The sequence below is a fragment of the Curtobacterium sp. SGAir0471 genome (assembly GCF_005490985.1).
In the GTDB taxonomy this organism is placed as follows: Bacteria; Actinomycetota; Actinomycetes; order Actinomycetales; family Microbacteriaceae; genus Curtobacterium.
Genome location: NZ_CP027869.1, coordinates 1,596,492 through 1,613,931 on the forward strand (window position 1 = coordinate 1,596,492; position 17,440 = coordinate 1,613,931).

The 17,440-nt window shown below is 72.1% G+C and carries 22 protein-coding genes; 16 read left to right on the forward strand and 6 right to left on the reverse strand.

The genetic code is table 11. The features are described from left to right. The first annotated feature begins 90 nt into the window (after window positions 1–90). The 16 genes from C1N91_RS07295 to C1N91_RS07370 all read left to right on the forward strand — a co-directional run bounded on the left by C1N91_RS07295 (window position 91) and on the right by C1N91_RS07370 (window position 13,829). Window positions 91–984 (forward strand): flagellin N-terminal helical domain-containing protein, encoded by an 894-nt coding sequence (locus C1N91_RS07295; protein WP_175415952.1) that lies wholly within the window; start codon window positions 91–93, stop codon window positions 982–984. Window positions 985–1,076: 92 nt separating this feature from the next. Further along, window positions 1,077–2,477: a flagellar filament capping protein FliD gene (gene fliD, locus C1N91_RS07300; RefSeq protein ID WP_137767197.1), complete on the forward strand. Its 1,401-nt coding sequence runs from the start codon at window positions 1,077–1,079 to the stop codon at window positions 2,475–2,477. Between the two features lie 11 nt (window positions 2,478–2,488). Further along, on the forward strand, window positions 2,489–2,965 hold the full coding sequence (gene fliS, locus C1N91_RS07305; RefSeq protein ID WP_224442987.1) for a flagellar export chaperone FliS: 477 nt from the start codon (window positions 2,489–2,491) through the stop codon (window positions 2,963–2,965). Then, window positions 2,955–3,332 carry a hypothetical protein gene (locus C1N91_RS07310; RefSeq protein WP_137767198.1) on the forward strand — a complete coding sequence of 126 codons (378 nt, stop codon included), beginning with the start codon at window positions 2,955–2,957 and terminating at the stop codon, window positions 3,330–3,332. Before fliS ends, C1N91_RS07310 begins: the two co-directional genes overlap by 11 nt. 304 nt (window positions 3,333–3,636) lie before the next feature. Continuing rightward, on the forward strand, window positions 3,637–3,981 hold the full coding sequence (locus C1N91_RS07315; RefSeq protein ID WP_058728372.1) for a flagellar basal body rod protein FlgB: 345 nt from the start codon (window positions 3,637–3,639) through the stop codon (window positions 3,979–3,981). Then, a complete protein-coding gene (locus C1N91_RS07320) occupies window positions 3,978–4,373 on the forward strand; it encodes a flagellar basal body rod protein FlgC (protein WP_254678382.1) in 396 nt (131 codons plus the stop codon). The genes C1N91_RS07315 and C1N91_RS07320 overlap by 4 nt, the downstream gene beginning before the upstream one ends. After that, complete coding sequence (fliE, locus tag C1N91_RS07325) at window positions 4,373–4,726, forward strand: flagellar hook-basal body complex protein FliE (RefSeq protein WP_175415953.1); 354 nt, start codon at window positions 4,373–4,375, stop codon at window positions 4,724–4,726. The genes C1N91_RS07320 and fliE overlap by 1 nt, the downstream gene beginning before the upstream one ends. Next, complete coding sequence (fliF, locus tag C1N91_RS07330; protein WP_137767199.1) at window positions 4,726–6,402, forward strand: flagellar basal-body MS-ring/collar protein FliF; 1,677 nt, start codon at window positions 4,726–4,728, stop codon at window positions 6,400–6,402. Before fliE ends, fliF begins: the two co-directional genes overlap by 1 nt. Further along, complete coding sequence (gene fliG, locus C1N91_RS07335; RefSeq protein WP_137767200.1) at window positions 6,399–7,448, forward strand: flagellar motor switch protein FliG; 1,050 nt, start codon at window positions 6,399–6,401, stop codon at window positions 7,446–7,448. The genes fliF and fliG overlap by 4 nt, the downstream gene beginning before the upstream one ends. After that, window positions 7,441–8,112 (forward strand): FliH/SctL family protein, encoded by a 672-nt coding sequence (locus C1N91_RS07340; RefSeq protein WP_137767201.1) that lies wholly within the window; start codon window positions 7,441–7,443, stop codon window positions 8,110–8,112. The genes fliG and C1N91_RS07340 overlap by 8 nt, the downstream gene beginning before the upstream one ends. Then, window positions 8,109–9,440, forward strand: coding sequence for a FliI/YscN family ATPase (locus C1N91_RS07345; protein WP_137767202.1), 1,332 nt, complete (start codon window positions 8,109–8,111; stop codon window positions 9,438–9,440). The genes C1N91_RS07340 and C1N91_RS07345 overlap by 4 nt, the downstream gene beginning before the upstream one ends. Further along, the gene (locus C1N91_RS07350; RefSeq protein WP_137767203.1) at window positions 9,440–9,871 is read left to right on the forward strand and encodes a flagellar export protein FliJ; all 432 of its coding nucleotides are present in this window, start codon (window positions 9,440–9,442) and stop codon (window positions 9,869–9,871) included. Before C1N91_RS07345 ends, C1N91_RS07350 begins: the two co-directional genes overlap by 1 nt. Next, on the forward strand, window positions 9,868–10,608 hold the full coding sequence (locus C1N91_RS07355) for a C40 family peptidase (RefSeq protein WP_137767204.1): 741 nt from the start codon (window positions 9,868–9,870) through the stop codon (window positions 10,606–10,608). Before C1N91_RS07350 ends, C1N91_RS07355 begins: the two co-directional genes overlap by 4 nt. Next, on the forward strand, window positions 10,605–12,143 hold the full coding sequence (locus C1N91_RS07360; protein ID WP_137767205.1) for a flagellar hook-length control protein FliK: 1,539 nt from the start codon (window positions 10,605–10,607) through the stop codon (window positions 12,141–12,143). The genes C1N91_RS07355 and C1N91_RS07360 overlap by 4 nt, the downstream gene beginning before the upstream one ends. A 24-nt stretch (window positions 12,144–12,167) precedes the next feature. After that, window positions 12,168–12,599, forward strand: coding sequence for a flagellar hook assembly protein FlgD (locus C1N91_RS07365; RefSeq protein WP_058729550.1), 432 nt, complete (start codon window positions 12,168–12,170; stop codon window positions 12,597–12,599). Between the two features lie 54 nt (window positions 12,600–12,653). Next, the gene (locus tag C1N91_RS07370; protein WP_137767206.1) at window positions 12,654–13,829 is read left to right on the forward strand and encodes a flagellar hook protein FlgE; all 1,176 of its coding nucleotides are present in this window, start codon (window positions 12,654–12,656) and stop codon (window positions 13,827–13,829) included. A gap of 90 nt (window positions 13,830–13,919) precedes the next feature. On the opposite strand, the gene C1N91_RS07375 is transcribed toward C1N91_RS07370, so the two are convergent. The 6 genes from C1N91_RS07375 to C1N91_RS07405 all read right to left on the reverse strand — a co-directional run bounded on the left by C1N91_RS07375 (window position 13,920) and on the right by C1N91_RS07405 (window position 17,389). Beyond that, window positions 13,920–14,393: a VOC family protein gene (locus C1N91_RS07375; RefSeq protein ID WP_175415954.1), complete on the reverse strand. Its 474-nt coding sequence runs from the start codon at window positions 14,391–14,393 to the stop codon at window positions 13,920–13,922. A 259-nt stretch (window positions 14,394–14,652) separates the two neighbouring features. After that, entirely contained in the window at window positions 14,653–15,276 is a 624-nt protein-coding gene (locus tag C1N91_RS16855; protein ID WP_217496467.1) for a hypothetical protein, read from the reverse strand. A gap of 47 nt (window positions 15,277–15,323) precedes the next feature. After that, window positions 15,324–15,617 (reverse strand): hypothetical protein, encoded by a 294-nt coding sequence (locus tag C1N91_RS07390; RefSeq protein WP_137767208.1) that lies wholly within the window; start codon window positions 15,615–15,617, stop codon window positions 15,324–15,326. Between the two features lie 43 nt (window positions 15,618–15,660). Beyond that, window positions 15,661–15,849 carry a hypothetical protein gene (locus C1N91_RS07395; RefSeq protein ID WP_137767209.1) on the reverse strand — a complete coding sequence of 63 codons (189 nt, stop codon included), beginning with the start codon at window positions 15,847–15,849 and terminating at the stop codon, window positions 15,661–15,663. Beyond that, window positions 15,846–16,511 (reverse strand): rhomboid family intramembrane serine protease, encoded by a 666-nt coding sequence (locus C1N91_RS07400; RefSeq protein ID WP_254678409.1) that lies wholly within the window; start codon window positions 16,509–16,511, stop codon window positions 15,846–15,848. Before C1N91_RS07400 ends, C1N91_RS07395 begins: the two co-directional genes overlap by 4 nt. Before the next feature lie 38 nt (window positions 16,512–16,549). After that, window positions 16,550–17,389, reverse strand: a complete 840-nt coding sequence (locus tag C1N91_RS07405; protein ID WP_137767211.1) for a helix-turn-helix domain-containing protein — start codon at window positions 17,387–17,389, stop codon at window positions 16,550–16,552. Between the last annotated feature and the right edge of the window lie 51 nt (window positions 17,390–17,440).

Below are 17,440 nucleotides of genomic sequence, written 5' to 3' on the forward strand. Positions count from 1 at the left end.
TAACGACCTCGGCGCACCTGCCGAGAGTCACGGATGTCAGCCCATGGACGGGCAGGCACCACCACCCAAGGATTCACGGAGGAAACCACCATGGGTATGTCCATCAACACCAACCTCTCGGCACTCAACACGTACCGGAACCTCAACGCGACGCAGAACGACCTGTCGAAGTCCCTCGAGAAGCTCTCGACGGGTCTCCGCATCAACCGCGCCGCCGACGACGCTTCGGGCCTGACGATCTCCGAGGGACTCAAGTCGCAGGTCGGTGGCCTCACGGTCGCCGCCCGCAACGCGCAGGACGGCATCTCCGTCGTGCAGACCGCTGAAGGTGGCCTCACCGAGACCCACTCAATCCTCCAGCGCATGCGCGACCTCGCCGTGCAGGCGGGCAACGACTCGAACAACGAGACGTCGCGTGAAGCGATCAAGACCGAGGTCGGGCAGCTCCAGCAGGAGCTCGGCCGCATCGCGGACTCGACCAACTTCAACGGCATCAAGCTGCTCGACGGCAAGGCTGCGACGTCCACGGCCGGCGCCGCGACCGCTGTCGGCAAGCTGACCTTCCAGGTCGGCGCCAACGGTGACGACTCCAGCAAGATCGTCGTCGACCTCAGCGGCGCGAACGTCAGCAAGATCGCGTCGAACCTCACGGTGGACGCCGCCGCCGACGGCACGGCCGCGAAGCTCGACTTCACGACCAACGCCGGCGCGCAGTCCGCGATCACGGCGATCGACGCCGAGATCAAGAACGTCTCCGCCGCTCGTTCGAACATCGGTGCGGTCCAGAACCGCTTCGACCACGCCATCAACGTGACGAACGTGGCCAAGGAGAACCTGACCGCCGCTGGTTCGCGCATCACCGACGTCGACATGGCGCAGGAGATGGTCAAGTACACCCGCGACAACATCCTGAGCCAGGCCGGCACCTCGATGCTCGCGCAGGCGAACCAGAGCACCCAGGGTGTGCTCTCGCTCCTCCGCTAGCACCACCGACGCCGTCGTCCGGAGGAGTTCTAGTCCTCCGGGCGGCGGCGTCACCACACCCACGACCACCCCCGACGACAGGGAGCCCCGCGATGTCGACGTCGTCCGTCTCGGGCAACAGTCTCGCGATCGACGGTCTGGTCAGCGGTCTCAAGACCTCGGACCTGATCAACTCGCTGATGACCATCGAGCAGGTCCCGCAGACCCTGCTCAAGAACAAGCTCACCGACACGAACTCCTTCGTGTCGTCGCTGCAGACGATCAACTCGCTGGTGCAGACCCTTGCGACGAAGGCCGGCGACGCCGCCAAGGCCACCTCGCTCGACGTGTACGGCGCCACGAGTTCGTCCACCGGTGTCACGGTCGCAACCGACGCCACCGCCTCCGCCGGCTCGGTCAGCTTCCAGGTCGGATCGACCGCGGCCGCGCACGTCGGGGTCACCGCCGCGATGTCGACCTGGGCGTCGGCAGCCGAGCCGCTGACGCTCGTCGGGGCCGACGGGAAGAAGACCACCGTCACACCGACCTCGGGGTCACTCGACGACGCGGTCACCGCCATCAACAAGGCCGGTGCCGGTGTGACCGCCACGAAGGTCGCCGCCGGCACCGACACGGACGGCACGAAGCTCTACCGCCTGCAGCTCAGCGCGACGAAGACCGGCGCAGCGGCGTCGTTCTCGCTCTACCGCGGGACCTCGGACGACGTGACGGCGGGGACGGCGACCAGCGTCTTCACGCAGCCCGGTGCCGCGATCGTCACGCAGGGCAGGGACGCCAGCGTCACGCTGTGGGCGGGGACCGCCGCCGCGCAGACCGTCACGAGCGCGACGAACACGTTCGACGACCTGCTGCCGGGACTCGACGTCACGGTCACGCAGACCACCACCGACCCCGTGACGGTCACGGTGGCGCAGGACACCACGAAGGCGCAGGCCGTCGCGTCCGGGCTCGTCGACGCGCTCAACGCCGTCACCTCGTACTACGCCACGAACACCGCGGTGACGAGCACCACGAGCCCGACCACCGGGACGACGTCGACGAAGGCCGGGGTCCTGACGGGGGACGGCACGACCCGCGACGCGGTGCAGCGACTCACGACGACGATGTCGACGCCGGTGAACGGGAAGTCGCCGTCGTCGATCGGCATCGTCATCCAGAAGGACGGCACCTTCAGCTTCGATGCCGACGCCTTCCAGAAGGCGCTGGCGGACGACCCGCAGGGCACGCAGGCGATCCTCTCCGGGGTCGCGACGAACGTCGGCGCCGCGGCGACGGCCGCGTCGGACAAGTACACGGGATCGATCACGACCTCGATCACCGGGCAGCAGTCGGTCGCGAAGGACCTCTCGACGCAGATCGACAACTGGTCGGACCGCCTCACCGCTCGCCGGGCAACGCTGCAGGCGCAGTACTCCGCCCTCGAGACCAGCCTCAGCAAGCTCCAGTCCCAGTCGGCGTGGCTCTCGAGCCAGCTGGCGTCGACGTCGAAGTGACGGGAACGACCATGAACGCCTTCGACCTGCAGTCGGCTGCCTTCCGGCAGGCCGCACAGCCGCGCACGGTGACCGACCAGCGCCGCGCGCAGTACACGAACGAGGCCGTGCTGTCGGCGACGCCCGCGCAGCTCGTCACGATGCTCTACGACCGGCTGCTCCTCGACCTGCACCGCGCCGAGGCCGCGCAGACGACGTCCGACTGGGAGGCCGCGCGCGAGCAGCTCCTGCACGCCCAGGCGATCGTCGGCGAGTTGTCGTCGACACTGCGCATCGACGTGTGGGACGGCGGCGAGGGGCTCCTCGCGATCTACAACTACGCGTCCACGTCCCTGATCACGGCGAACGTGCACCGCGACGTGCAGGCAACGCGCGACTGCATCCGGATCCTCGAACCCCTGCGGCAGTCGTGGCACGAGGCGGCCGCAGCGCTCGCGACGACGCAGGCGCCGCAGGTCGGCAGCGGGGGAGCACTCGGTGTCGCCTGATGCGGGTGAGATCGCTACCGACGACGTCGCCGTCGATGTCGGCCGCCGCGAGTGGGCGGCGCTGCTCGACGCCCTCGAACGCGAGCTGACGACGACCGCGGCGTCCGCGGCGGACGCCACCGTGCCCGCCACCTCGCAGACCGCAGCCGAGGTGCCGGACGCCACCGCGTGGACCGAGCCGACCACGCTCGGGCCGGTGCCGCGCGCACTGGTGGGTCGCGCCTCCCGGCTGTTGGCCGCGCAGCGCGACCGGCTCGCGGAGCTCGAGACGGAGCGGCGGCAGACCCTGGAGCACCTCGGTGCGCTCCGCCAGGTCGCCGCGACGGACGAGCCGCGCGGCTCGGTGTACCTCGACGCATCCGCCTGAGCACCCTTCGCGACATCGCTCGTGGATCGACGCGCGCTTCGTCGCACCATGCGGCCGCATCTGATGCACGTGCACGCATCGACATCGCACCGGTCGATCGACGGGTGTGATGTCGGAGACCCCACGCGCACGCCGCGCACCGAGCCCCCGCCGCCCCCCCCCCGTTCGGGGCGAGCCCTAACGCCCCGCCCGCCCCCGCCGACAGCGCCCCGCGAGCACGGATCGCTCACTCGTTCGGCCACGGATCGGCCACCGCCAATCGGCGACGTCGCACGACGTCGCACACCGAGGGGACGGGCCACCCGTGTTCGATTCCGTGACGAGCGTCGCGCTGCAGAGCGCGCTCGACGGGCTGTCGCTGCGGCAGCGCACCATCGCGAACAACATCGCGAACATCAACACGCCGAACTACCACGCCGAGAAGGTGCGCTTCGAGGACGCCCTCGCGCAGTCGATCGTGCACGGTGACGGGCACGCGACCGCGACCACCGCGCGCAGCCTCGAGCCGACGAACGAGAACGGCAACAACGTCAACCTCGACCAGGAGACCCTGTCGAACATCGACACGGTCCTGCGCTACCAGTTCGCCACCCAGGCGGTCGGCGGCGAGGCGACGGCCCTCCGCGCGGCGATGCGGACGAACTCGTGACGACCTTCGACGCGATCGGCATCGCGAGCACCGGCATGACCGTGCACCGGAAGTGGCTCGACGCGATCTCCGACAACATCGCGAACGTCAACACGGTGCGGTCGATGGACGACTCCGCCTTCCAGGCCCGCTACGTCGAGGTGCAGGAGGGTGCGGGCACGTCCGGCGCCTACGTCAGGGGTGCGGCGTTCGGCAGCGCCGCCGGCCGGGTGACCTACGACCCGGACAACCCGCTCGCGAATGCCGAAGGCTACGTCCGCATGCCGGACATCGACCTCGGGACGCAGATGGCGGACCTCATCATGGCCCAGCGCGGCTACCAGGCGAACGCCGCCGTGGTCGACCGTGCCAAGACCGCCTACGAGGCGGCACTGCAGATCGGGAAGAACTGATGCCCATCGACGCCCTGAACGGTGTGACCACCAACGCCATGACCCGCGCGTTCGCCGGAGCCACGGATGCCGCGACCGGTGCCGGCGCGCTCGGCGGTGCGGCCGGCGCCGGCGCGGTGCAGGCGACCGGCGGTGACGGCTTCGCGGCGAGCCTCGGCAACGCGGTCGACGGACTGCAGCAGCTGCAGAGCACGTCGAAGACCCTGGCACTCAAGGCCGTCACGGGCAACCTCGACGACATCCACGACGCCACCATCGCGTCCACCCGCGCCCAGGTCACCCTCGAGCTCGTCGCCGCCGTCCGCAACAAGGGCGTCGACGCGTTCAACGAGATCATGCGGATGCAGGCCTGATGCCCGCCGCGGTGCAGAACACGTGGGGGCGCATCGTCGCCTACGTGAAGGGCTTCTCGGCCGCACAGCGCACCATCGCGCTGATCGGTGTCGCCGCGCTCGTGCTCGGTGGCATCGCGCTCGCGAGCTGGCTCGGCAAGGCGTCCTACGCGCCGCTCTTCACCGGGCTCGCGGCGGCGGACGCGAGCTCCATCACCGACCAGCTGACGACTGACGGGGTGCCGTACCAGCTGACCGACGGCGGGGCGACGATCCTCGTGCCGCAGGACAAGGTGTACTCGGAGCGGCTCAAGGCGGCGTCGAACAACCTGCCCGCGTCGAACGAGGGCGGCTACTCGCTGCTCGACAAGATGGGCGTGACGAGCTCCGAGTTCCAGCAGGACGTCACCTACAAGCGTGCGATCGAGGGCGAGCTCGCGAAGACGATCTCGTCGATGGACGGCGTGAAGGCCGCCACCGTGCAGCTCGCCATCCCGGAGAAGACCGTGTTCGTCTCCGAGGAGAAGGACCCGACGGCGTCGGTGTTCGTCGCGACCGAGAACGGCGCGCAGCTCACCACCGACCAGGTGCAGTCGATCGTGCACCTGACGAGCGCCGCGGTCGAGGGCATGCAGCCGACCGACGTCTCCGTCGTCGACCAGAAGGGCCAGACGCTGTCCGCGGTCGGGACGGGCGCGACCGGTAGCGGCGCGGACCAGGCGGCCGACTACGACGCGACCACGCAGAAGAAGATCCAGGACCTGCTCGACACGACGCTCGGCCCGGGCAACGCCAGCGTCGTCGTCTCGGCGACGATGAACCAGGAGTCCGGCACCCGGACGTCCGAGAGCTTCGCGCAGCCGACGAGCGGTCCGGTCGCCCTGAACGAGTCGAGCTCCACCGAGGAGTACGGCTCCGGTTCGGGCGCGGGTGCCGGTGCGACCGGCGTGCTCGGCCCGGACAACATCGCGGTCCCGAACGGCACGGCCGGCGGCACGACCGCGAACGGCACGGCTTCCGGCGACGGGGGCTACAAGAACGAGTCGGCGACGAAGAACAACGCCGTCGACAAGACCACCGAGACGACGCAGATCCCCGCCGGCGGCGTCCAGCGGCAGACGATCTCGGTCGCCCTGAACTCCCGCGCGGACTCGGTGCAGAACGCCAACCTGCAGAGCATCAACGACCTGGTGTCCGCCGCCGCCGGTGCCGACAACACCCGCGGTGACCAGGTCCGGGTCGCGATGATGGACTTCGACGACTCCGCCGCGAAGGACGCCGCGAAGGCCCTCGAGGAACAGCAGCAGGCCGAGCAGCAGCAGGCCATGTGGTCGGCCATCCGCACCGCAGGCATCGTCGTCGCGGTCCTCGCCGCGGCGATCGTGCTCGCGATCGTCCTCGCCCGCCGTGCGCGCCGCCAGTCCCGCGAGGCCGTCGACGTCGGCGAGCTCGACGTCTTCGCCGGCGAGACGTTCGAGCTGCCGCTCGGCACGGACGACCTGGCGATCCCGGCCGCCGAGCCGGAGACCGTCGCGCTGCCGACCCTGCCGCACGACGACGCCCCGACCGAGGTGCTGACGACGGACGAGATCAGCGCCGAGCGGCGCCGCCAGGAGATCTCGGCACTCGCCGAGCGTGACCCGAAGCGCACCGCCGACCTGCTCCGCGGACTCCTCGACGACCGGACGCCGGTGTGAGCGCCCTCGTCCCGGTCCCCGCCGGCGGTGGCGCCGCCGAGCGCACCCTGACCGGCGCGCAGAAGGTCGCGCTCATCCTCATGCAGATGGAGACCGAGCGCGCCGCCGAGGTGATGAAGCAGTTCACCGAGCTCGAGGCCGAGGAGATCAGCGCCGAGATCGTGCGGATGCGCCGCGTCGACGACAGCGTCGTGGACCGCACGATGAGCGAGTTCCACCGCATCACCCAGCGCGGGCGCGTGCAGAAGCGCGGCGGCAAGGACGCCGCACTGGGGCTCCTCGAGGCGTCGTTCGGCTCCGAGCGTGCGGCGGGTGTGATGGACCGCCTGGCGTCGAACCTCGCCGGGCAGTCCTTCGAGTTCCTCGACGACGCCGAGCCCGGACAGGTCGTCAGCCTGCTCGAGGGCGAGCTGCCGCAGACCATCGCGCTCGTGCTCGCGCACCTGAACGCCGGGCAGGCGAGCGCGGTGCTCGCGGGCGTCGACGACCGCGTCCGCACCGACGTCGCCCAGGCGTTCGCCACCATGGGCACCGCGACCCCGGAGGCCGTCGGGATCGTCGCCGGGGTCCTCCGCCAGCGCGCCGGTGCCGTGGTGTCCCCGCGCGAGAGCGTCGAGGTCGTCGGGGGCATCGCGCCCCTGGTCGAGATCATCAACCGCTCGGACGTCGCCACCGAGAAGGCCGTGCTCGACGGGCTCGAGGCGCGCGACCCGGAGCTCGCCGAGGACATCCGCTCGCGCATGCTCACCTTCGAGGACATCGTCAAGCTCGAGTCCCGCGACATCCAGCAGGTCCTGCGCGGCATCGACTCGAAGCTCCTCGCGACCGCCATGAAGGGCGCGCCGGCCCCGGTCGTCGAGACCATCCGCGCGAACGTCTCCGAACGCAACCGCCAGCTGCTGGACGACGAGCTGCAGGCGATGGGTCCGGTCCGCGTCTCGCAGGTCGAGGAGGCACGGGCCGAGGTGGTCCGCTCGGTGCGCGAGCTCGAGGCCGAGGGCACCATCACCGTCCACCGCGCCGAGGAGGACGAGCTCGTTGACTGACACCACCGTCCAGCGCGTCGCGTTCCCGGTGCTCGGGAGCGCGACCACCCGCGACCGCGCGGCGGCCGCCGACGTGCGCGGGCACGCCGCCGGGTACGCCGCGGGCCTCCGCGCCGCGCAGGCCGAGACCGCCGCGCTGCACGCCCGGCTCGAGGCCGAGCACGAGGTGCGTCTCGCCGCGTTGCGCGCCGAGACGGTCCGCCGCGTCCAGGTCCTCGACGCCGCCACGTCCGCGATGCTCTCCCAGGTCGCCCCGGTCCTGCGTGACGCCGAGGAGTCCCTGGTCGACGCCGCCCTCGACCTGGCCGAGGCCGTCGTGGGGCACGTGATCCGTTCGGGTCGCCAGGACGACGCGACCGGCGACGGCCTGGAGGCCCACCACACCCCCGGCGCGGAGGCCACCGTCCGGCGGGCGCTCGCCTCGCTCGACGCCACGGTCCCGGTGACCGTCCGGCTCAGCCCCGCCGACGCGGCCCGCGTCGCCGACCTCGCGCTCGCCGTCCCCGTCGTCGCCGACCCGACGCTGCACGACGGCGACGTCGTCGTCGACCTGCCCGACGGGCTGCTCGACGCGCGCCTCGGTACCGCACTCGACCGCGCGCGGACGGCGCTCGGCCGGGACGCGCTCAGCCGGTCGACCGCTCCGCAGGAGGTGTCCCGGTGACCGCGACGCTCCTCCGTCCCCGCGGCCTCGACGAGGCGATCGCCCTCGCCGCACCGCAGCGCGTCGGGGTCGTCACGAGCGCGGTGGGCCTCGGCCTGACCGTCGCCGGGGTCGACGCGCGCATCGGGGACGTGCTCACCGTCGGCACCGAGGGCGGTCCGCAGACCCCCGTCGAGGTCGTCGCCACCGACGCCACCGGTGTGCGCTGCATGCCGCTCGGGCGCCTTGTCGCCGTGACCGCCGGCACACCGGTGCGGCCGACCGGTCGACCCGTGCTCGTGCCGACCGGCGCCGGGCTGTTCGGGCGCGTGCTCGACGGGCTCGGTCGGCCGATCGACGGACGGGGTCCGCTCGAGACCGACGGCTGGGTGCCGATCGACCACGCGACGCCGAACGCCATGGCCCGCACCCGCATCGACGCGCCGATGCAGCTCGGCGTGCGCGTGCTCGACACGCTGACGACGGTGGGCCGCGGGCAGCGCATGGGCCTGTTCGCGGGCTCCGGCGTGGGGAAGTCCTCGCTGCTGTCGATGATCGCGCGCGGCAGCGACGCCGCGGTGAACGTCATCGCGCTGGTGGGGGAGCGCGGCCGCGAGGTCCGGGAGTTCCTGGAGGACGACCTCGGCCCCGAGGGCCTCGCCCGCTCGATCGTCGTCGTCTCGACGTCCGACGAACCAGCCCTGATGCGCCTGCGTGCGGCGTTCGTCGCCACCCGCATCGCCGAGTCGTTCCGCGACGCCGGGCAGGACGTCGTGCTCATGATGGACTCGCTCACCCGCGTCGCGATGGCGCAGCGCGAGATCGGCCTGTCCGTGGGCGAACCGCCCGCGACCCGGGGCTACCCGCCGTCGACGTTCTCGGTGCTCGCCGGGCTGCTCGAGCGCGCCGGGACCGACCGGGTCGGCAGCATCACGGGGCTGTACACCGTGCTCGTCGACGGCGACGACCACAACGAGCCGATCGCGGACAGTGCGCGGAGCATCCTCGACGGGCACGTCGTGCTCGACCGGAAGCTCGCCGTGACCGGGCACTTCCCGTCCGTCGACGCGCTCGGGTCGGTGTCCCGCGTGGCGTCGAAGGTCACCGAGCCGTGGCAGCGTGCCGCAGCGACAGCGCTCCGGAAGGTCATGGCGGCGCGCCGGAACGCGCAGGACCTGCTCGACGTCGGCGCCTACCAGCCGGGCACGAACCCGCTCGTCGACGCCGCGGTCACCCACCAGGACGCGATCGACGCGTTCCTCCGCCAGGGCATGGACGAGCGCGCCGACGCCGGGACGTCCTGGCGCGCCCTCGACGCCCTCGTCGCGCGTCTGGGGGTGTCCGCCTGATGGCCAGACGCTTCCCCCTCGCCGGACTGCTGCGGCTGCGACACGCCGAGCAGGACCGTGCTGCCGCCGCCCTGGCCGCCGCGAACGACCGGCTCCGCGACGCCGCCGATGCGCGCATCGCCGCTCGGCGGAACCTGGCGGACCGCGAGGAGACGCAGCCGGTCACCGACGCCGCGACGCTGAGCGCCCTGGCCGCCGCGCGGGCATCGACGCGCGGCATGCTCGAGGAGCTCGACGCCGTCGCACGCACCCGTCGCGCCGAGGCCGACGGTGCGCAGGCCGCGTACTCCGCTGCGCGCCGCGCCGCCCTCGGTCTCGAGAAGCTCGAGGGCCACCACGACCGCGAGCAGGCCGCCGCGGACCTGCGCGCCGAGCAGGATGCCCTCGACGAGATCGCGGCACGACGCCGCACGGAAGGTGGTGCCCGATGAGTGTGGACGCCGTGCTCTCCCGGATCGCCGAGATCCGCACCCAGATCGACGCCCTCCGCGGTGGTACCACGACCGCGGCCGCGACCGGATCGTCCGGCGAGGCCACGAGCGGCGCGTTCGCCGACGCCCTCGCGACCGCGACCGGCACCGCGACCGGCGCCGCGACGACCGGTACCGCGACGGGTACGGCCGCGACCGACGCGGCGACGCGCACCCCGGCGACGTCCGTCGACGCCGGCCGCGGGACCCTGGCGACCGGCAGCGGCGCCACCGGGTCCGACGTCGTCGAGGACGCGAAGAAGTACCTCGGCGTGCCCTACGTCTTCGGCGGGACGACCCGGTCCGGCATGGACTGCTCCGGGCTCGTGCAGACGGTGTTCAAGGACCTCGGCGTGACCATGCCGCGCGTCGTGCCCGACCAGGCGGACATGGGGGTGCCCGTCGGGTCGCTCAAGGACGCGAAGCCGGGCGACCTCATCGTCCCCAAGGGTGAGCAGCACATCGTGATCTACGTCGGCGACGGCAAGGTGCTGCACGCACCGCGACCCGGCAAGGACGTCCGGATCGTGGACAACTGGTACAAGGACTCGGACATCGCGACGATCCGCCGCATCGTGCCGAGCGAGGCTGCGGCACCGGCGGCGACCCGGTCCCTCCCGGCGGCGGGTGCTGCGCAGTCGGTCACCGACCTGCAGACGGCGGCGCTCCTGTCCGCGATGCGGGGGAGTGCGGCATGAGTCCCGTGACCCTGGCACCCGCTGCTCCGACGACCACGGGGACGGCATCCGGCACGACCGGCGGAGGGGCCGCGCCTGCATCGTCGTCCGCGCTGCCCTTCGGCGCCGCCCTCGCCGCTGCCGGGAGCACGGCTGCCCCCGGTACCGGTGCGCACACCGGAGCCGGCGGAGCCCCCGGGTCCGGCGGAGCCCCCGGAGGCGCGACGGGGCGCACGACGGCGGCACGTCCGACGGCACCCGGCGCGGCCGACAGCTCCTCGGACGGCGCCTCAGACACCGGCGCCCCACCGGCCGTGGTCGACCCGGCGCTCCTCGGCGCACTCGCCGCGTCCGCCGCGGTCGTGCCCGCCGCGGCTGTGCCCGGCGGTGCCCCGACCGCAGCCGAGCAGGTCGCGCTCGCGGTCGTCGTCAGCCCGAGCACCGCCGCCACAGCACCCGTGACCGTGTCCGCGTCCACAGGTGCTCCGACGACACCGACGGCCGCCACGACACCGACGAGCACCACGACACCGCTGAGCACCACGACGGCGCTGAGCACCACGACGCCGACGGGCACCCCGACACCGACGGAGGCCGACGTGCGCACCAGCACGACCGCGGGCGCCCTGGTGGCCACGACCGACGCCTCGGTCACCGGCGGTGCCGGCGCCACCGCCGGCACCGCGCGAGCGGCGATCGAGGTCACGACCCCGGGCACGCCCGCGGGCGGGACGCCGGTCGTCCCGGCACCGGCGGCGCCGGGACGACCGGCGGTGCCCGCGACGGCCGGGACCGATCGAGCGGACCCGACGAGCGCCACCGCCGCAGCTGCGAGCACGACCGCCAGCGCCACGGCCGTCGCTGGGACGACCGCGGCCGGCCCGACCGCAGGTCGGTCGTCCGACCCCGCGGCGGTCGTGCCCGCCGTCGGCGCACCCGTCGTGCAGAACGGCCCGGCCACGGTTCCCCGGACCGGCCACGAGTCGGACCGACGGCCGGGCGACCAGGGTGCTGCGAGCCTCCAGGCCGGGTCCACCGTGCGTGGTGGCGAGACGGCGTTCACCCTGCCGACGACAGCGTCTGCCACCGCCACCGCCACCGCCACCGCCACTCCCTCCGGCACGGCGACGGCGAACGCTCCCGCGCCCCTCGCGCAGCAGCTCGCCCGCCCGCTCGTCACGCTCGCCCAGGCCGGCCCCGGCGACCACGTCGTCACCGTCCAGGTCACGCCCGACGCGCTCGGGCCCGTCACGGTCCGCGCGCACGTCACCGCCCAGGGGATGCACGTCGAGCTGTTCGCCGCCTCGGACGCCGGGCGCGACGCCGTGCGGCAGGTCCTGCCGGACCTCCGTCGTGACGCGGCCGGCAGCGGGGTCACGACGACCCTCGACCTGTCGTCCCAGAACCACCCGGGCGCGCAGCCCGGTCGCGACGACCGGCCGGCTCCGACGGCGCTGCGACCGGGATCCGACCTGGAGGCCCGCTCCACCCCGACCGCGCCGCTCACGGCCCGACCCACCACCGTCCGATCCGTCGGACTCGACGTCCTCGCCTGACGCGGACACGAAGGAGACCACACCATGCCCCTCGACGGCATCACCGGCTCGGTGGACGCAGCGACGCAGGCCGCCGCGCTCGCGCAGACCGCTAGCGCGAAGAAGTCCCAGACGATGGACTCCGAGGTGTTCATGAAGCTGCTCGTCACGCAGCTCCGGAACCAGGACCCGTCCTCGCCAATGGACACCAACCAGATGATCAGCCAGCAGACGCAGCTCGCGACGATGGAGCAGATCACCAACCAGACCACGACGGCGAACGAGAACTTCTCGCTGCAGATGCGCATCGCCGCCGCGAACCTCGTCGGCAAGCAGGTCAGCTACACCGACGCGAGCACCGGGACCGCGGTCTCGGGCACCGCCACCGCCGTGTCGTACGCGAACAGCGTGCCGACCGTGACCGTGAACGGGAAGGAGGTCGACCTCGACGTGATCTCCGGTATCAAGGCCGCCTGAGCCGCTCCACTCCTCCCTCCCTCTTCCTGACCTCCTCCACCGAAAGGTCGCACCATGCTCCGCTCGCTCTACTCCGGCATCTCCGGTCTCCGTTCGCACCAGCAGATGCTCGACGTCACCGGCAACAACATCGCCAACGTCAACACCGTCGGCTTCAAGTCGTCGACCACCGTCTTCCAGGACACCCTGTCGCAGATGACCCAGGGCGCCGGGGGACCGCAGACCGGCATCGGCGGGACGAACCCCGCGCAGATCGGCCTCGGCGTGCAGGTCGCCGGCGTCTCCACCAACTTCGCCCAGGGCTCCGCACAGGCCACCGGCAAGGCCACCGACCTGATGATCTCCGGCGACGGGTTCTTCGTGACCCGGCTCGGCAACGACACCGTCTACTCGCGAGCCGGCGCCTTCGACTTCGATGCGAACGGGCGCCTCGTCACCGCGGACGGCAAGATCGTGCAGGGCTACTCGGCGACCAACGGCGTCGTGAACGACGGCGGGGGCCTCAGCGACATCACGCTGCCGATCGACGCGGCCGCCCCGGCCACGGCGACCAGCTCGGCCACCGTCTCCGGCAACCTGCCGTCCGACACCCCGGTCGGCGAGACGCTCAACCGCGACGCCACCGTCTACGACCAGTACGGCACCAAGCACACCCTGTCCCTCGGGTACACGCGCACCGCCGGCGGCTGGTCGGTCGCCGCCTCGAACGGTCAGGGGACCTCGGCCACCGGCACGATCACCTTCGGCGCCGACGGCAAGATCACCAGCGGTCAGACGCTGCAGGTCGGCGGCATCGCGGTCGACATGACGCAGCTGTCCGGCTTCGCGTCGCTCAACACGGCGTCGATCTCGTCGCAGAACGGCCACGAGGCGGGCTCCCTGCAGGGGTACTCGATCTCGAAGGACGGCACCGTCGTCGGGTCGTTCTCGAACGGGTCCTCGCTGGCGATCGGTCGCATAGCACTGGCGACCTTCGCGAACCCGGCGGGCCTCGAGAAGACCGGGGCGTCGGGCTACCGCGCCACCGCGAACTCCGGTACCGCGAACGTCGGCGTCCCCGGGTCCGCAGGTGTCGGCTCGCTCGCGTCCGGCACGCTCGAGATGTCGAACGTGGACCTGTCGCAGGAGTTCACGAACCTGATCGTGGCGCAGCGTGGGTTCCAGGCGAACGCCCGCATCATCACGACGTCGGACGAGGTGCTGCAGGAGCTGACGAACCTGAAGCGGTAGGGGAGCGGTCGTGGGACGCGGCGGTGCAGGAACGACGCCGCGTCCCACGCTGCACGTGGGGGTCCGTGCGGATCCGACGGCCGACGCGGGCTACGGGAGTCCCGGCGGCGCGATCAGTTCGAGGAACCCACCGAGGGCACCTTCGAGGTAGATGATGCGTGTCCCCGCTCGCGCGCCGCCGGTCATCAGGTGCGGGGTCCCGACCGGTCTCCAGCCGTGCCGAGCGCAGAGCTCGAGCACTCGGTCCAGGTCGGAGACCGTGAGCGCGACGTGGACCGTGCCGACCTGTGCGGGGGAGCCTTCCGGTGCCGGTGCCGGTGCCGGTGCCGGTGGTCGGGGCGGGTCGTACTGCAGCAGCTCCACCCTGTGGGGGCCGAGCGTCACCGTCGCTGCGCGGATCACCGCCCCACGGACACCGGTGGTCGCCGCTGTGACCTCCACGTCGAGTGTGAAGGTGCGATCGAGCGTGAACCCGAGACCGGAGCACCACAGCACCAACGCATCGTCGAGATCGGCCACGGTGAGGCCGGCGTGATCGACGTCGAGGACGAGCGGTGATGCCATGACACCAGCATCGAGCGCTGACACGCTCGCCCGTGGCATCCGTCGCGACGACCGGCCCGTCACCCTGCGGCGGTACCAGAGACGACCCGGTCGAGCCGGGATCGCGTTCTGCCGACGGCGTGGCGAGGGTCGTCGTGACGCCCCCGAGTCCGCCGACTGGATGAGTGCGACACGCGTCGCCTACGACACGCACCCGATCCCGTCCCTCTGGGAGCACCAGCGCGCGTCGTCCTCGCCGGGTCATCGAGGACGGTCCCGGTCAGCGCCGTCGTGGTTCGGGATGGTAGTGGACGGTCACGGTGAGGTCGTCCTCGCCGGCGGTGACGCTGCTCGCGAAGGTCAGGTCCTCGATGGACACGTCGCCGAGGTCGTCGATCGTCTGCGCCACGCGACGCAACAGCGCCGCGACGTCGCCCTGCCCCGTGCCCGCGGGATTGCTCTGCGAGAAGTGGTTGATCGTCCAGGTCGTGATCGCCGCTGCACCCACCGACCCGGCGCCCGGCGCGCCGGGAACCGTCTCGTCGGCCAGTGGCGCGTCGGGTCGATCCGATCGTCCTGTGGGCGACTCCACGTCCTGCTGTCGCTCGCCACCGGTGTCGAAGAACCTGTCGAGGTACTCCTCGTCACCGAGCTCCGAGTCACGCATCAGCGAGAACACCTCGGCGCCGTCTCGCGGATCGTCGGCGATCTCGTAGGACTGCGCGAGACCGAGGTACGGCGCACCCAGGGTCTCCCCGTACTCGGCAGCGTCCTCCTCGGCCTTCTCGATGGCCGCTTCGGCGCTCGGCGCGAGGATCATGACGATCCGCTCTTCGTAGGTACCCGCTCCGTGGCGGAACACGCACCGGACGCCGTACCACCGGTCCGCGCTGGTCTCCTCCACGCACTGAGCGTACGTCCGTCAGCGCCCGTTGCACGGTCAGGCCGTCGCTACAGGCCCCGGCGGCGGTTCGTCTCCCAGTACTCGAGGACGACGTCGTCTGCCGGCTCGAGTTCGCGCGCGACGAGCTCCAACAGCAGCCGACCTCGACGTTCGTGGGACCGGGCGGCCGACTCTGTCGGCCAACCTGACTCCACGTCGAAGTGCTCGTCGAAGTCGCGAGTCCAGGCACGGACCTCCGCCGTGACCCCGGGCGAGAGCGTCGGGGTCCCCTCGGGACACGGCCCGTCGTCGTCCCACAGGGGCCAGCCCACGCCGTACTCGTTCATCAGCCGGTAGCGCACGACCAGAGCATCCCACGGGAGAGAATCGGGTCGGGCGGCACCCTCAGCCCGCGTGGCCCCCGCCGTGACCGCCGAGGTCCGGCGGAGCCGTCTGGCTGCCCTGGATCGTCGGTGCCGACCCGTCGGTGACCCCTCGGCCGTGCTTGCTCGAGAACCACCCGAAGTACTGCCCGATCCAGGAGACGACGAACAGCGCCGTGCCCCCGATGGCGATCCACACGTCTGGAGTCATCCCTGCACGCTAGATGACGAAGCCTCGGTACCGCCAGCAGGCGCGGCGTGCCCCGTCGCACGTCGACGGATCGTGATGACGAGCGCGCAGACGGCGCCGAGGACGAATGCGCCGCCGTGCAGATCGCCCGTGACGAACAACGCCGCACCGACGACCAACGTGCCGATCGCCACGGCGCGCACAGCGGTGGACCGCGTCCGCACGCGCGCGACGGCGAGCGACGCAGCCAAGCCCACCACGACGACGGAGTTCCCGGCGCCCACCGGTTGGACCACGGCTCCCCAGAACTGCGCCCCGACGCCGGAGACGAGCGCGATGACGACGAAGGAGCGTCGACCCCACGTCCGTTCCGCGAGGAACCCGACCACCGCGAGGCTCAGAAGGTTGAGCACCGCGCCCGGCCAGCCGTCGTCCTGCACGGTCAACGAGGTGACGAGGCGCCACCACTGTCCGTCGAGCATCCGCGGCCAGTCGCGTTCCCAGGCGGCCAGCAGCGTCGGCAGCACGAGCAGTTGCAGGACGGTGGGCACAGCGACGACCGCCAGGCTGACGAGCGTCGCGACGGGTGGCCGCCGGTCTCCTCCCTGTCCGCTGCTCCGGCCGACGACGACCGCTCCACAGAGCACGAGCACGAGGCCGAGCACGGGCAGGGACGCCGTCACCGCGCGCAACGGAACCCTCCTGACGATGCCACGAGGACCTACTTCGTCCGACCCTCGCGGAGCTGCGCCCGGTAGGTGCCCGGGGCCGTCCCGCACGCGCGGGTGAAGTGGGCGTAGAAGCTCGACTGCGAACCGAACCCCGCCGCGTGTGCGATCTCCCCGATCGTCAGGGACGTCGTCGCGAGCAGCCGCTGCGACTCGGCGACCCGGCACCGGGTCAGGTACTCCACGATGGTTGCACCGACGTCCTGCCGGAACACCGTCATCGCGTAGTGCGGGTGCAGGTGGGCCGCGGCCGCGACGTCGGCGACCTCGATCGGCTCGCGGAACCGGTCGACCACGAAGCGCACCATGTCGATCACCCGGTGCATCCCGTCGGCGGTCCCGTGGGCGTCGTCGGCACGCGTGGCCAGAGCGTCGCGGTGGTGGCGCAGCAGCCGTCGGACGAGCGCCTGGGCCTCGAGGTTGGCGATGACCTCAGCGCCGTCGTCCGCGAAGTCCCGCTGCCACGACGACAGCATCGACTCGACGTCCCGTCCGGCGGCGGCCGTGGGGACCACCACGGGCCGGTTGAGGAGCATCGCGCCGAGGTCGTGGTCGGGCAGCCCCCACGCCAGCACCTCGCCGAGGGGGATGTGGACCCAGCGGAACTGGCCGGTCCCGGTGCCGTCCCCGACGAGCTGGTGCGGGGTCCACCCCCAGAACAGCGCGATCTCACCCGCGTGGACGCTGACCGGCGCGCCGCCGAACCGGTAGTCGAGCCGCCCGTCGAGCACCAGGTTGATCTCGAGGTCGTCGTGCCGGTGCGACGACGCCATGAGCGGCGCCGGGCCGCGGTGGCTCCAGTACGCCGCTTCCACCGTCTCCACGTCGAGCACACCACGAGCCTACGACAGCACGCCGCGCGGTCGTCGGACCCGCACAGTCGG

Excerpts from the sequence above, each read along its gene's own strand:
- C1N91_RS07365 (WP_058729550.1), top strand. The coding sequence starts at position 12,168 with ATGCCCCTCGACGGCATCACCGGCTCGGTGGACGCAGCGACGCAGGCC.
- fliS (WP_224442987.1), top strand. The coding sequence starts at position 2,489 with ATGAACGCCTTCGACCTGCAGTCGGCTGCCTTCCGGCAGGCCGCACAG.
- C1N91_RS07375 (WP_175415954.1), bottom strand. The coding sequence starts at position 14,393 with ATGGCATCACCGCTCGTCCTCGACGTCGATCACGCCGGCCTCACCGTG.
- C1N91_RS07295 (WP_175415952.1), top strand. The coding sequence starts at position 91 with ATGGGTATGTCCATCAACACCAACCTCTCGGCACTCAACACGTACCGG.
- C1N91_RS07395 (WP_137767209.1), bottom strand. The coding sequence starts at position 15,849 with ATGACTCCAGACGTGTGGATCGCCATCGGGGGCACGGCGCTGTTCGTC.
- C1N91_RS07350 (WP_137767203.1), top strand. The coding sequence starts at position 9,440 with ATGGCCAGACGCTTCCCCCTCGCCGGACTGCTGCGGCTGCGACACGCC.
- fliD (WP_137767197.1), top strand. The coding sequence starts at position 1,077 with ATGTCGACGTCGTCCGTCTCGGGCAACAGTCTCGCGATCGACGGTCTG.
- C1N91_RS07360 (WP_137767205.1), top strand. The coding sequence starts at position 10,605 with ATGAGTCCCGTGACCCTGGCACCCGCTGCTCCGACGACCACGGGGACG.
- fliF (WP_137767199.1), top strand. The coding sequence starts at position 4,726 with ATGCCCGCCGCGGTGCAGAACACGTGGGGGCGCATCGTCGCCTACGTG.
- C1N91_RS07355 (WP_137767204.1), top strand. The coding sequence starts at position 9,868 with ATGAGTGTGGACGCCGTGCTCTCCCGGATCGCCGAGATCCGCACCCAG.
- fliE (WP_175415953.1), top strand. The coding sequence starts at position 4,373 with ATGCCCATCGACGCCCTGAACGGTGTGACCACCAACGCCATGACCCGC.
- C1N91_RS07370 (WP_137767206.1), top strand. The coding sequence starts at position 12,654 with ATGCTCCGCTCGCTCTACTCCGGCATCTCCGGTCTCCGTTCGCACCAG.